General features: G+C 69.2%; 15 protein-coding genes and 1 pseudogene. 6 read left to right on the forward strand and 10 right to left on the reverse strand.

Translation table 11 applies throughout. From position 1 onward, the window contains the following. Positions 1-602 (reverse strand): annotated as a pseudogene (locus ACWCOV_RS37550) (hypothetical protein); the annotation flags it as partial. 105 nt (positions 603-707) lie between these two features. Between ACWCOV_RS37550 and ACWCOV_RS37555 the strand changes: the two are divergent. Further along, the gene (locus ACWCOV_RS37555; protein WP_449834138.1) at positions 708-1409 is read left to right on the forward strand and encodes a hypothetical protein; all 702 of its coding nucleotides are present in this window, start codon (positions 708-710) and stop codon (positions 1407-1409) included. A gap of 37 nt (positions 1410-1446) precedes the next feature. Here the strand turns inward: ACWCOV_RS37555 and ACWCOV_RS37560 are convergent, their stop codons facing one another. Beyond that, positions 1447-1887, reverse strand: a complete 441-nt coding sequence (locus ACWCOV_RS37560) for a DUF2752 domain-containing protein (RefSeq protein WP_449834139.1) — start codon at positions 1885-1887, stop codon at positions 1447-1449. A gap of 106 nt (positions 1888-1993) precedes the next feature. On the opposite strand from ACWCOV_RS37560, the gene ACWCOV_RS37565 reads away from it, so the two are divergent. From ACWCOV_RS37565 to ACWCOV_RS37575, 3 genes are all read left to right on the forward strand, one after another. Then, on the forward strand, positions 1994-2725 hold the full coding sequence (locus ACWCOV_RS37565; protein WP_449834140.1) for an RDD family protein: 732 nt from the start codon (positions 1994-1996) through the stop codon (positions 2723-2725). Positions 2726-2842: 117 nt separating this feature from the next. Further along, complete coding sequence (locus ACWCOV_RS37570; RefSeq protein ID WP_449834141.1) at positions 2843-3349, forward strand: RDD family protein; 507 nt, start codon at positions 2843-2845, stop codon at positions 3347-3349. 41 nt (positions 3350-3390) lie between these two features. Beyond that, positions 3391-4065 (forward strand): RDD family protein, encoded by a 675-nt coding sequence (locus ACWCOV_RS37575; RefSeq protein WP_449834142.1) that lies wholly within the window; start codon positions 3391-3393, stop codon positions 4063-4065. On the opposite strand, the gene ACWCOV_RS37580 is transcribed toward ACWCOV_RS37575, so the two are convergent. From ACWCOV_RS37580 to thiC, 3 genes are all read right to left on the reverse strand, one after another. Continuing rightward, positions 4062-4616 (reverse strand): hypothetical protein, encoded by a 555-nt coding sequence (locus ACWCOV_RS37580; RefSeq protein ID WP_449834143.1) that lies wholly within the window; start codon positions 4614-4616, stop codon positions 4062-4064. The genes ACWCOV_RS37575 and ACWCOV_RS37580 overlap by 4 nt on opposite strands. Then, entirely contained in the window at positions 4613-5170 is a 558-nt protein-coding gene (locus tag ACWCOV_RS37585; RefSeq protein WP_449834144.1) for a transposase, read from the reverse strand. Before ACWCOV_RS37585 ends, ACWCOV_RS37580 begins: the two co-directional genes overlap by 4 nt. Before the next feature lie 330 nt (positions 5171-5500). Further along, complete coding sequence (gene thiC, locus ACWCOV_RS37590) at positions 5501-7138, reverse strand: phosphomethylpyrimidine synthase ThiC (protein WP_449834145.1); 1638 nt, start codon at positions 7136-7138, stop codon at positions 5501-5503. A gap of 208 nt (positions 7139-7346) precedes the next feature. Between thiC and ACWCOV_RS37595 the strand changes: the two genes are divergently transcribed. Further along, positions 7347-8093, forward strand: a complete 747-nt coding sequence (locus tag ACWCOV_RS37595; RefSeq protein ID WP_449834146.1) for a lysophospholipid acyltransferase family protein — start codon at positions 7347-7349, stop codon at positions 8091-8093. A gap of 147 nt (positions 8094-8240) precedes the next feature. Next, entirely contained in the window at positions 8241-8762 is a 522-nt protein-coding gene (locus tag ACWCOV_RS37600; RefSeq protein ID WP_449834147.1) for a hypothetical protein, read from the forward strand. A 7-nt stretch (positions 8763-8769) separates the two neighbouring features. Here ACWCOV_RS37600 and ACWCOV_RS37605 read toward each other — a convergent pair whose 3' ends face one another. The 5 genes from ACWCOV_RS37605 to ACWCOV_RS37625 all read right to left on the reverse strand — a co-directional run bounded on the left by ACWCOV_RS37605 (position 8770) and on the right by ACWCOV_RS37625 (position 12211). After that, on the reverse strand, positions 8770-9768 hold the full coding sequence (locus ACWCOV_RS37605) for an anion permease (protein ID WP_449834148.1): 999 nt from the start codon (positions 9766-9768) through the stop codon (positions 8770-8772). Positions 9769-9770: 2 nt separating this feature from the next. Beyond that, positions 9771-10403, reverse strand: a complete 633-nt coding sequence (locus ACWCOV_RS37610; RefSeq protein WP_449834149.1) for a DUF47 domain-containing protein — start codon at positions 10401-10403, stop codon at positions 9771-9773. A 139-nt stretch (positions 10404-10542) separates the two neighbouring features. Next, positions 10543-10848, reverse strand: coding sequence for a DUF202 domain-containing protein (locus ACWCOV_RS37615; protein ID WP_449834167.1), 306 nt, complete (start codon positions 10846-10848; stop codon positions 10543-10545). Continuing rightward, entirely contained in the window at positions 10845-11183 is a 339-nt protein-coding gene (locus ACWCOV_RS37620; protein WP_449834150.1) for a YidH family protein, read from the reverse strand. Before ACWCOV_RS37620 ends, ACWCOV_RS37615 begins: the two co-directional genes overlap by 4 nt. After that, positions 11180-12211: a glycoside hydrolase family 3 N-terminal domain-containing protein gene (locus ACWCOV_RS37625; protein ID WP_449834151.1), complete on the reverse strand. Its 1032-nt coding sequence runs from the start codon at positions 12209-12211 to the stop codon at positions 11180-11182. The genes ACWCOV_RS37620 and ACWCOV_RS37625 overlap by 4 nt, the downstream gene beginning before the upstream one ends. Positions 12212-12286: the final 75 nt, after the last annotated feature.

A 12286-nucleotide genomic window follows, 5' to 3' on the forward strand; every position in this document is an offset into this window, starting at 1 on the left:
CCGACGCCGATCGCGACCGTGTCGGACCGCTCGGCGACGAGTGCCTCGGCCGCGTTCCGGGCAAAGTTGACCCGGGCAAGGGTGTCGGCGACCTCGCGGGGTGAACTCACGCCGACGTGGGTGTTGTGCGTGCGGTTGCCGTTCTGCACGGTGACCTGGACGAAGCCGGTGGTCTTGCGCTCCTTGCAGAGCAGGAAGAGCAGGCCGAGCAGGCAGGCGAGCGCGAACACGATGGCCAGAATGATCGCCCAGGCCGGGATCTTCTCCTCGGTCCGGGACATGTCCATCGCGGACCAGTTCGTGCCCTGGGTGGGCAGCACGCCGGCCGGGGTGACGATCCGGAACTGCTCGACCGAGATGTCGCCGACGGTCACCAGCACCGGCCCGGTCGGGAAGCCCTGCAGCGGCAGGGATTGCGCGGGCTGGTACGGACCGCCGACCGGCGGCTGGTACGGCCCCGGCGGTGGCCCGGGCTGCGCGGGCGGCGCCGCCACGAACGTCGGCGTCGGCGGCTCGTACTGAACCGGGAGGTGGCGGGTCGGGTCCGGCGCGGGATCCCCGGGACGGCCGTCGGACGCCGGGGGCTGAGGGGGTTGAGTCACCCGGCCAACCTTAAGTGTTCAAGGGATCCGGAGTGGGCGCGTGACCACCGCCCGGTGGAAAAGATAACCTGCGAGGATTCCTCGACGTTCTCAGAAGGGACCGCGGTGAGCACTCCGACGCCTCCGGGCGACGACCCGAACGACCCGAACCGGCCGCAGGACACCCCTGGCGAGACCCCTGGAGAACAGCCCGGCCAGTACGGCGAGCAGGACAGGCCTAGCCAGTACGGCGAAGCCCCCGGCCAGCCGGACGACGACCAGCCGAGCCAGTACGGGCAGCAGCCTGGTCAGTACGGGCAGCCGGGCGGGTACGGGCAGCAGCAGTCCCCGTATGGACAGCAGCAGCCTGAATACGGGCAGCAGCAGCCGGGCTATGGGCAGCAGTCGCCGTACGGCCAGCAGCCCGGGCAGTACGGCCAGTACGGGCAGTCCCAGCCGGGCCAGTACCCGGGCCAGCCGGGGCAGTACGGTCAGCAGCCGGGCTACGGCCAGCAGCAGCCGGGGCAGTACCCGGGTTCCTACGCCCAGCAGCAGCCCGGCGGCTACGGCCAGTACCCGAGCCAGGGCGGCGGCTACGGCTACGGCAGCGGCGTCCCGCAGAACAACACCCCGCAGACCCTGTCGATCATCGGCATCGTCTGCTGGTTCTGCTGCGGCCCGGCCTCGATCGTCCTCGGACTGATTGCCCAGAGCAAGTTCCGGGAGCAGGGCCGGCCGGACACGCTGGCCAAGGTGGCCTGGATCGGCGGCATCGTCTCGATCGCGCTGTCGATCGTGTCCTACGCCACCGGCCTGGTCAACTACTGAGCGCGACGCTGAACCGCCGCCCGGTCGTGGCGGCGGTTCAGTTCAGGTTGCGCGCGACGCCGTACACGACGAACAGGGCGATCAGGCCCTTGACCACCCAGTCCACCGTGCGTGGGCTCATGGTCAGCCGCGGCAGCCGGACCAGCCGGAGCGACTCCAGCGACCAGGCAAGCAATTGGTAGCCGACGGCAACACCGATCAGCGGGCCGAGGACCAGCACCACCGGGTTGAAGTGCCAGGCGGCGACCAGATCGCCGCGTAGCAGCGCCGCAGCCATCCTGGTGGCGCCGCAGAACGGGCAGTTCAGCCCCGTGGTTGCGTGCAGGAGGCAAGGAATTCCGATCCGCCCGCCGGACAGCTGGTAGACGGCGGCGAGGCCGAAGCCGCCCACCCCTGTCGCGGCCAGCCCCAGCACCCGCCTGTCCACAGGCTGGACCGGTCCGGTCGGCCGCAGTACGACGTTCAGCGAAAGGCTCACCCGACAACGGTAACTCTCATCTCGTGGGATCCGTCAGGGTGTGTGAGCCGTCGGACCACTAGCCTGCAACTCACTCCTCAAGTAGCTATCAGTAGAAGGGATCGTCGTGAGCTCTCCGACGCCACCGCCGGGTTACGGCCCGCAGGACGCGCAGCAGCCGGGTCAGTACGGCCAGCCAGGCCAGTACGGACAGCCCGGGCAGCAGCCGGGCCAGTACGGGCAGCAGCCCGGCTACGGCGCTCAGCAGCAGCCGGGCTACGCCCAGCCTGACGGATACGGGCAGCAGCAGCCGGCCCAGTACGCTCAGCAGCAGCCGGCGCAGTACGGCCAGCAGCCGGGGTACCCGCAGCAGCCTGGGCAGTACGGGCAGCAGCCGGGCCAGTATGGCCAGCAGCCGGGCTACCCGCAGCAGTACGGCCAGCCGGGCTTCGGCGGCGTCCCCGGTAACCTCGCCGCCTGGCCGAACCGGGTCGGCGGCGCGCTGATCGACGGCCTGATCGTCGGTGTGCCGTACGGCATCGGCAGCGCGTTCTCGGCCAACGAGAACCTGGCCATCGTCGCGATCATCTTCTACCTGATCGGCATCGGCCTGGCGATCTGGAACGTCGTGATCCGCCAGGGCAGCACCGGCCAGACCGTCGGCAAGCAGGTCCTGGGCCTGAAGCTGGTCGGCGCGGACACCGGCCAGCCGATCGGCGCGGGCAAGACCTTCGTGCGCCAGCTGACCCACATCCTGGACAGCGCCGCCTGCTACATCGGCTACCTGTGGCCGCTGTGGGACGAGAAGAAGCAGACCTTCGCGGACAAGATCAACAACACCTACGTCATCAAGCTCTGACGTAGCACCGCGCAACACCGGACGCCGTGGCCTGTTGTGGCCGCGGCGTTCGGCGTTCCCGGACCGATCCGCGATACTCGTCCCTGCGATTCCGGACCGCCCCAGAGAGGACCCCAGGTGAGCACCCCTCCGTACCAGCCTCCGCAGGGCTACAACCCCTATGGACAAGGACCGGCGTACGGCTACGGCTACGCGCCGCCCGGGCAGCTCGCCGGCTGGCCGATCCGGGTCGGCGCGTCGCTGCTCGACTCGCTGATCCAGTTCATCCCCACTGTCACCGGGATCATCGTGGCGCTGGTCGTCGACGGCGACCAGGAGGAGCTCGGCGCGGGCGGCGGGATCGCGATGCTGAGCGGGTTCTTCGTCGCGTTCCTGGTCTGGGTGTGGAACCGGGTCGTCCAGCAGGGCCGCACCGGCCAGTCGTTCGGCAAGAAGGTCACCGGGCTGAAGGTCGTGCACGCCGGGACCGGCCGGCTGATCGGTATCGGCTCGACCTTCGGCCGCGAGTTCTGCGCGGTGCTGTTCAACAACATCTGTACTCTCAACGTGCTCTGGCCGCTGTGGGACGAGAAGCAGCAGACCTGGCACGACAAGGTCGTCAACGACGTGGTCATCCGCCTCTGAACGCCTGCTGACGCCTTCCGACGCTGGAAGAGATGGAATCGATGAGCACTCCGGGACCACCACCGCAGGACCGCCCGCCGTACGGACAGCAACCTCCCCACGGCCAGCCTCCCTACGGCCAGCCGCAGTACGGGCAGCCCCAGTACGGCCCGCAGTACGGGCAGCCGCAGTACGGGCAGCCGCCACAGTACGGTCACCCGCAGCAGCAGGGCTACAACCCCTATGGGCAGCAGCCGCAGTACGGCTACGGGTACGGCGTACCGCAGGCGCCCCTCGCCGACTGGGCACCGCGCGCCGGCGCCTACCTGATCGACGGCCTGATCAGCGGCGTGCCGATCGCGATCGGGTACGGCGTCTTCATCGCGGACATCGCGATGCGCTCCGACGACCTGTCGTCGTCCAACGACGCCCCGGGAGCGTTCGCGATCATCCTCTTCGTGCTCGGCATCCTGGCCAGCATCGGCCTGGGGCTGTGGAACCGGGTCTTCCGCCAGGGCAAGACCGGGCAGAGCGTCGGCAAGAGCGCGCTGCGCCTGCGCCTGGTCGACGCCCAGTCGTTCCAGCCGATCGGCGCCGGCAGGTCGTTCCTGCGCGAGTTCCTGAGCGGGCTCTTCAACAACGCCTGCTTCCTGAACCTGCTGTGGCCGCTGTGGGACGACCAGAAGCAGACTTGGCACGACAAGGTGATGACCACCTACGTCGTCAAGACGGACTAGCGCGACAGCAGGAAGCCGGCGCAGGTGACCGACCACAGGACACTGGTGAAGGTGCCAATGATGAAGCGCTCGGCCACTGCCTGCGGGGTGACCGAGGCGGGCTGATCCGGGCTGCGCAGCTCGGGGTAGCGGGCCAGTCCCTTGATGGCCAGCACGATCGCGAGACCCTCCGGCCAGCCCGCCACCAGGGCCGCGTAGATGGCGCCGCGCTCGAGTGAACCGATCAGCGCGCCGCCACGCAGTACCTCACCGGCTTTCTGCGTCGACTGGGCTCTTGTGTTGCCTCGGTCAACCAGGGCCAGCACAGAGGTCGTCAGCGGCCCGCCACCGGTGACTGCGAGCCCGCCGGCCAGCAGGAGCAGCACGTTCCACCAGCGCTCGCGCCAGCCCTCGACGCCGTCGCCTGCGAGCAGCAGGAGGCCGACGGCCACCAGACAGGCCAGCATCACCCCGCTGAGCACGATCTGCACTGGAGAGCCCGCCTTGGGCACCCACGCGATCACGGCGAGGACCAGGGCGGCTGCGGTCAACGACAGGATGAGTGCCGTCACGCAGCGACCCCTGCGCCCAGCAGCTCGGCTGCCAGCTTCCGTCCGCGTTGCTCCTCGGCGAAGCCGGCCGCCTGGGCCCGTTGCGTCACCGCCGACTGGCTGATCCCCAGCTTCACGCCGATCTCCCGCCTGGTGAGTCCTTCGGCCAGCAGGTCGGCTACCGCCCAGCCGCGTTCGCTACGCCGCCGCAGCACCGACGCCATCAGCCACAGCACTGTCTCCACCTGCTCCGCGACCCGGGCGTCGGAGCCGACCACGTTGACATGGTGCGGACTCGACTTCGCCCGGTTCACCGCCTCCCGCGCGTTCACGAACGCCTCGCCGCTGCCCGCTCGCGTGCTGCGGGGCAGAGGCTGGGCGACGTCGCCGACGCCCAGACCGACGTACCAGGTGTCCGAACGCAGCAGCTCGACGATCACGTCGATGGTCGCGCGCGCCTCCGAGAGCACTCCTTGCACCTCGTCGCCGGCCGTCCGCTCGAACTTCCGGAGCAAACCGGTCCGCCGCGGCCGCCGGTTCAGGGTGTTCAGCAGCTCGGGTACGAGATCGGTCATGCTTCGGCTGCCCCGCTGATCTACTGTGAGAACGAAGACCACCGCCCTGCACCTCCTTCCCAACGCGTTAAGGCTACAGTCTTATTCACGTAGAGTGAAGGAAAAAACCTGAATCGGTTCACCCGATCACTCCCAGTGACCGCCCCGCAGGCCCGCCGGTTTCCCAATTCTCCGCTGGATCCGGCCTGCTCGGCATCTCGACTCGCCCCGCGACTTCACGCGGAGTCAGCACGATGCGGACCGCCAGGCCATCACAACTGCGCCCTCTGAGACGCCGGCAGCGGGCGCGCGCCGATCGCCGGCGATTGTGATGGCCTGGCGGTCCGGTGCTCATTCAGCCAGCGGCAGGTACAGCTTCTTGTCGTGCGACCTGAACGTCTCCGACATCTCGGCGAAGCCGGCCTCGATGGCCTCGGCGGAGGTCAGGCCCTTCTCCTCGGCGTACGCGCGGATGTCCGCGGTGATCCGCATCGAGCAGAACTTCGGCCCGCACATCGAGCAGAAGTGCGCGGTCTTGGCGGGCTCGGCGGGCAGCGTCTGGTCGTGGTACGACCGCGCCGTGTCCGGGTCCAGCGAGAGGTTGAACTGGTCCTCCCAGCGGAACTCGAACCTTGCCTTGGACAACGTGTCGTCCCAGTCCTGCGCACCCGGGTGCCCCTTGGCCAGATCGGCTGCGTGGGCGGCGATCTTGTAGGTGATCACCCCGGTCTTCACGTCGTCGCGGTCCGGCAGGCCGAGGTGTTCCTTCGGCGTGACGTAGCAGAGCATCGCCGTGCCGAGCCAGCCGATCTGGGCCGCGCCGATCGCCGAGGTGATGTGGTCGTAGGCCGGCGCCACATCAGTTGCCAACGGCCCCAAAGTGTAGAACGGCGCCTCGCCGCACAGCTCCTCCTCGAGCCGCACGTTCTCGGCGATCTTGTGCATCGGGACGTGTCCCGGGCCCTCGATCATCACCTGGACGTCGTGCTCCCAGGCGATCTTGGTGAGCTCGCCGAGGGTCCGCAGCTCGGCGAACTGGGCCGCGTCGTTGGCGTCCGCGATCGACCCCGGCCGGAGCCCGTCGCCGAGTGAGAACGTCACGTCGTACTCGCGAAGAATCTCGCAGAGCTCGGCGAAATGCGTGTAGAGGAAGGACTCCTGGTGGTGCGCCAGGCACCACGCGGCCATGATCGAACCGCCGCGCGACACGATCCCGGTGATCCGCTGCGCGGTCAGCGGGACGTACCGCAGCAGGACGCCGGCGTGCACGGTCATGTAGTCCACACCCTGCTCGCACTGCTCGATCACCGTGTCGCGGTAGACCTCCCACGACAGCGCGGCAGGGTCGCCCTTCACCTTCTCCAGCGCCTGATACAGCGGGACCGTCCCGATCGGCACCGGTGAGTTGCGCAGGATCCACTCCCGCGTCTCGTGGATGTTCTTGCCGGTGGACAGGTCCATCACGGTGTCCGCGCCCCACCGGGTCGCCCAGACCAGCTTCTCGACCTCCTCCTCGATCGAGCTGGTCACGGCCGAGTTGCCGATGTTCGCGTTCACCTTCACCAGGAACCTCTTGCCGATGATCATCGGCTCGGACTCCGGGTGCCGCCGGTTCGCCGGGATCACCGCCCGGCCGCGGGCCACCTCGTCCCGGACGAACTCCGGGTCGACGCCCTCCCGGACGGCGACGTACCTCATCTCCTCGGTGATGGTTCCGGCCCGGGCGTGCCCGAGCTGCGTCAACGGCTCGCGGCCGGCGATCCAGTCCCGCCGGAGCGCGGGCAGACCGGCCTGTACGTCGATCCGCGCGGCGGAGTCGGTGTACGGGCCGGACGTGTCGTACAGGTCGAAGTGCTCGCCGTTGGTGAGGTGGACGCGGCGGGCCGGAACGTTCAGCTCGCCGCGGTAGATCTTCTCCGAGCCCGAGATCGGGCCGGTGGTGACACTCGGACGGACCCGAGACCCAACGCTGTTTCCGATGGTCGTCACGTTGCTGCTCCCTACGCCGGAATTACCCGGACAGGTTCGGCGGTCGGCGGCGCCGGACAGGTTTCCTGGCCAGCCGCCCTCTCAGCCCGCTTCGGTGCGAGCTCCCGCGATCTGAAGTTGTCGCCGTCCACCCTAACGGAGAACTGCATACGGGATTCCGTGGGGCGCGTCACGCCCGCGGTTTGCGTGCAGCCGGTAGCGTTCGGGAATGCGCGACCTCGTGTACCCGCCGGTGATCGGCTTCGCGAAGACGGCGTTCAAGGTGCTGGACCTGAAGTTCCAGCTGACCGGGACGCAGAACGTGCCGCGGACCGGCGGTGCGGTGATCGCGATGAACCACATCTCGTACGTCGACTTCGTGCTCGGCGGGTTCGGCGCGCTGCCGAGCAAGCGGCTGGTGCGGTTCATGGCCAAGGAGGTGCTGTTCCGCGACCGGGTCTCCGGCCCGCTGATGCGCGGGATGCACCACATCCCGGTCGACCGCGCGGCCGGTACGGCGTCGTACCGCAAGGCGATCGAGTACCTGAACGCCGGCGAGGTGGTCGGCGTCTTCCCGGAGGCGACGATCAGCCGGTCGTTCGAACTGAAGGAGTTCAAGTCCGGCACGGTGCGGATGGCCGCCGAGGCCGCCGTACCGGTGCTGCCGATGATCCTGTGGGGGACGCAGCGGATGCTGACCAAGGACCATCCGCGCGACTTCTCCCGGCACCGCACGATCGCGATCACCATCGGCGAGCCGATCACGGTCACCGCGGACGACGACCCGGCCGAGGCGACCGCGCACCTGCGCTCGACCATGGCCGGCATGCTCGACCGCACCATCCGCGCCTACCCCGAGCAGCCCGCCGGCGCCTGGTGGCTGCCGGCCTCGTACGGCGGGAGCGCGCCGACCCCCGCGGAGGCCGAGCGGCTGGACCGGGAGGAACTGGCCCGCCGGGCGGCTCGCAAGAAGTAGTCGGCTACCGGACAGGATCTTGACCCCGGTACGCCGCGGGGGTACTAAAGGCACTTGTTGAAGTTGCAGGAACCTGGGGGGTCCCTGTGTCTCGGCCGGGTGGTGGCGCACGCGGCCGTCGTACTCAGGCGGGCGGGGGAAGTGCTGGTGAAGTCATCCGAAGAGCTGCATCTCTTCGAGCCGGGGATACTGACCGTGGCTCCGCACGTCGCGGAGGAGATCCCCGACGTCGGCGCGTTCTTCCTCGACTGGGCGGTCCGTGGCCTGACCCCGGGGCAGGCCCGCGAGGTGGAGTCCGCGGTCAACGGGCGGCGCTGCCAGAACGGCTGGTTCCCGCTGGAGAGCCTGGACAACATCGGCAGCCGCGGCTTCTGGCGCGGCCCGCTGACGTACCTGGCCCGGATGACCGCAGACGACGGCGCGATCGTCCAGGACTGGGCCGCGAGCGGGCTGGACGGCGAGAACCGCAGCAAGCTCGAGGCGACCGCCAACCACCTGCTGTTCCAGCAGGGCCACGCGGCCGCGGCCACCTGGGTGGTGGCGGTGCGGCCGCAGGCCTACCTCGACCTGGCCGGCCTCGGCGACCGCCTCGCCGCCACCTGGGAGCTCAACCTCGGCGCGATCCGCCCCAAGGACGTGGCCAAGGCCGTCCGCCGGTGGAACCGCTAGCTGCGGATCACTCCAGGATGAGGTGGGCCAGGCCGTAGCAGAGGGCGGCGACCGCGCCGGCGGCCGGGATGGTGAGGATCCAGGCGGTGATGATGCCCCTGGCGACACCCCAGCGGACCGCGGACAGGCGCTTGGTGGCGCCGGCGCCCATCACCGCGGAGGTGATCGTGTGGGTGGTGGAGACCGGCGCGTGCAGGCCGATCGCCATCACGTACAGGACGGTCGCTGCGACCGCCTCGGAGGCGAAGCCGCGGGCCGGGTCCAGGTGGATGATCCGCCGGCCCAGGGTCCGCATGATCCGCCAGCCGCCGGAGTACGTCCCGAGCGAGATCGCGGTCGCGGCGGACAGCTTGACCCACACCGGGATGCCGTCGCCCTCCTGCACGTGCCCGGTGGTGAGCAGGGCCAGGAAGATCACGCCCATCGTCTTCTGCGCGTCCTGCAGGCCGTGGCCGAGCGCCATCGCGGCGGCGGACAGCGACTGGGACATCCGGAAGCCCCGGGTCACCTTGCCCGGGTGGGCCCGCCGGAACACCCAGAGGATCGTGATCATCAGGACGAACGCGCCGAGGAAGCCGACCGTCGGCGACAGCACCATCGGGATGACGACCTTGTCCAGGATTCCGGACCACAGCACCGTGCTGGCCGAGGCGAGCCCGGCGCCGACCAGGCCGCCGATCAGCGCGTGCGACGAGGAGCTGGGCAGGCCGAAGTACCAGGTGATCAGGTTCCAGGTGATCGCGCCGATCAGCGCGCTGAGCACGATCACCAGCCCGTGCTCGCCGGACGGCGTGCTGATGATGCCCTTGCCGACCGTCTCGGCCACCTCGGTGCCGAGCAGCGCACCCACGAAGTTCATCACCGCGGCCATCGCCAGCGCCACCCGCGGGGTCAGCGCACGGGTGGAGACCGACGTCGCGATCGCGTTCGCCGCGTCGTGGAAGCCGTTGGTGTAGTCGAACACGAGCGCGATGACGACCACCGCGACGACGAGCGTGAGCTCCACGCTCAGCTCTCCTTGACGGCGATCTGCTCGACCGTGTTCGCGACGTGCTCGAAGGCGTCGATCGCAGCCTCCAGCAGGTCGACCACGGTCTTCACCTTCATCACCATCAGCGCGTCGTACTCGCCGCTGAACAGCTTGGCGATCAGCCGCCGGTGCACCGCGTCACCGGTGTTCTCCAGCCGGTTGATCTCGATCCAGTACTCGGCCAGGTCCTTCATGGTGCGCAGCCGCGGCATCGTCTCCGCGGTCAGCTGGGCGGCCCGCTGCAGCACCTCGATCTGCTCGGCGATCTCCTCCGGCAGCTTCTCCAGGCTGAACAGGTGGACGGCGTCGACCGCCTCCTCCATGTAGTCCATGACGTCGTCGAGGTCGGAGGCCAGCCGGTAGATGTCCTCGCGGTCGAACGGCGTGACGAACGTCGAGTTCACGCGCCGGATGATCGAGTGCGTGGTCTCGTCCGCCGCATGCTCGGCGTCCTTCATCTGCGCGGCGATCTGGTGACTCGCGGACAGCCCGGTGCCCGCTGTGCTGCCGAGCAGCTCGGCCAGGATCCGTGCTCCGTCCACGAGGTGGTTGGCGGACTCGGTGAAAAGGTCGTAGAACGTCGGGTCGTTCGGACGCAGACGTAACGGCACTTCAAGCTCCGGATGAACGAGGGACAAACCGTGAACATGCTAGGGGGAACGGACCGTTGACGCGGCATCCGCCCGGCCAACGTACCGCGTCGCGGTGAACTCGGCCGCCTGGACACGACCGGCGAGTAACCAATCGGTTTCAGCGTGTGAGTACGGCGTACAGGTCGAACAGCCCCACGACGAGCACCAGGCCGGCGGCGGCGCGGAGCACCCGTTGGTGGCCGAGAGCATGGATCGGAGCCCCCTTGGTACGCCGGTAGACGGCGCTCACCGCGGCCCAGCAACCCAGCGACAGGACCAGTACGACGATGCCGAGCCCGGTGCGGACGTCCGACGTACCGTGGCCGGAGGCAAGCAAGAGGATCCCGTTCGCGATCAGGCCGAGCGCGGTCCGCCGCCAGGCGAGCAGGGTCCGCTCCGGCTGCAGCCCGGGATCGCGGTTCATTGCCGCCACAGGCTGAAGATCAGGCCGATCAGTCCGACCACGATGATTGTTGCCCCGAGCATCACGGGCAGCCTGGTCACCGGGAGCCGGCCGCCGATACGCATGGCGGTCAGGTTCTGCTGCCAGCGGCGGAAGGCGCCGACCGTGGTGACGATTCCGGCAGTGACCAGAACCACACCGATGATGCGGGCCGGCCAGCGGTCCGGGCCCAGGTCGAGGAACTGCACTGCGGACAGCCCGCCCGCGTAGCAGGCCAGCGACGTCCGCAGGTACGCCAGGTACGTGCGTTCGTTCGCCAGCGTGAAGCGGTAGTCGGGTTCCTGCTCCTCCGTCATCCGCAGCTCACCAGGCCGTGGCTCTCCTTGAGTGTCAGCACACGCCTCACGCTACTCGTCAGCTGCGCGGCGAAAGCCTTGTCCTGCTCGGCCCTGGAGACCAGCGCGTTGATCATCGTGGCGGTCAGCCCCGCCGTGGCGTTGATGACGATGTCGCCGCCGGCCGCGACGAACCGGGTCGCCCGCTGGCCGGCCGGCACCGACGCCACCTCGGCGGCCGCCCCGACGTCGTCGGTGATCACCACACCGGCCCACTTCAGGTCACCGCGCACCATGCCCCGGATGACCGTCGGCGAGAACACCGCGCGGTTCTTCGGGTCGATCTTGGTGTACGTCGCTGTGGCGATCATCACCATGTCGGCGCCGGCCGCGATCCCGTCCGCGAACGGCTGCAGGTCCGCGTCACCGCGGACGGTGACGTTGTCGACCACTCCGGACGAGAAGTCGGTGTTGCCGCGCACGCGCCCGAGTCCCGGGAAGTGCTTGACCGACGTCATCACGCCGGCCTGCTGCATGCCCCTGACGAACGCCTGCACCGGCGGCCCGACCTCGTCCGGCGTGTTGCCGTACTCGCGGTTCAGCTGGCCGATAGGTGCGTTGCTCGACTTCTGTGAGCTTGGTACGACGTCTGCCACCGGCGCGAGGTCCACGTTGACCCCTGCCTGCTTGAGCTGACCGCCCCAGCCCTTGGCCTCCGCGGTGAGCTTGGAGCTGGACCAGCCGCCCTGCACGGTCGCTGACGGGATGCGATCGAACCCGGAGCCCTTCAGCCGCTGGATCTGCCCGCCCTCCTGGTCGGCGGCGATCAGTGGGCGGATGCCCTTGACCGTGGCGGCTGCGTTGACCGTGGCCATCGCCGTACGCGTGTGGGAGAGGCTGCCGCCGCTGCCGAGCAGCAGGATGCCGCCGGGCTTCTGCTTCTGCACGATGGGCCGCTGGGACGAGGTCATGCCGTTGGCGCTGATGCCGGTCATGATCAGCTGGGCCGCTTGCTCTCTCAGCGTGAGGGCCTGCAGCTTCTGGTCCACACAGCCGGCCGGAGTCGGCGTTGGCGTGGGGGTTGGTGTCGGCGTCGGGGTGGGGCTGGGCGTGGGAGTTGGCGT

The sequence above is a fragment of the Kribbella sp. NPDC002412 genome, assembly GCF_053592935.1.

Excerpts from the sequence above, each read along its gene's own strand:
- ACWCOV_RS37575 (WP_449834142.1), top strand. The coding sequence starts at position 3,391 with ATGAGCACTCCGGGACCACCACCGCAGGACCGCCCGCCGTACGGACAG.
- ACWCOV_RS37585 (WP_449834144.1), bottom strand. The coding sequence starts at position 5,170 with ATGACCGATCTCGTACCCGAGCTGCTGAACACCCTGAACCGGCGGCCG.
- ACWCOV_RS37620 (WP_449834150.1), bottom strand. The coding sequence starts at position 11,183 with ATGACGGAGGAGCAGGAACCCGACTACCGCTTCACGCTGGCGAACGAA.
- ACWCOV_RS37595 (WP_449834146.1), top strand. The coding sequence starts at position 7,347 with ATGCGCGACCTCGTGTACCCGCCGGTGATCGGCTTCGCGAAGACGGCG.
- ACWCOV_RS37615 (WP_449834167.1), bottom strand. The coding sequence starts at position 10,848 with ATGAACCGCGATCCCGGGCTGCAGCCGGAGCGGACCCTGCTCGCCTGG.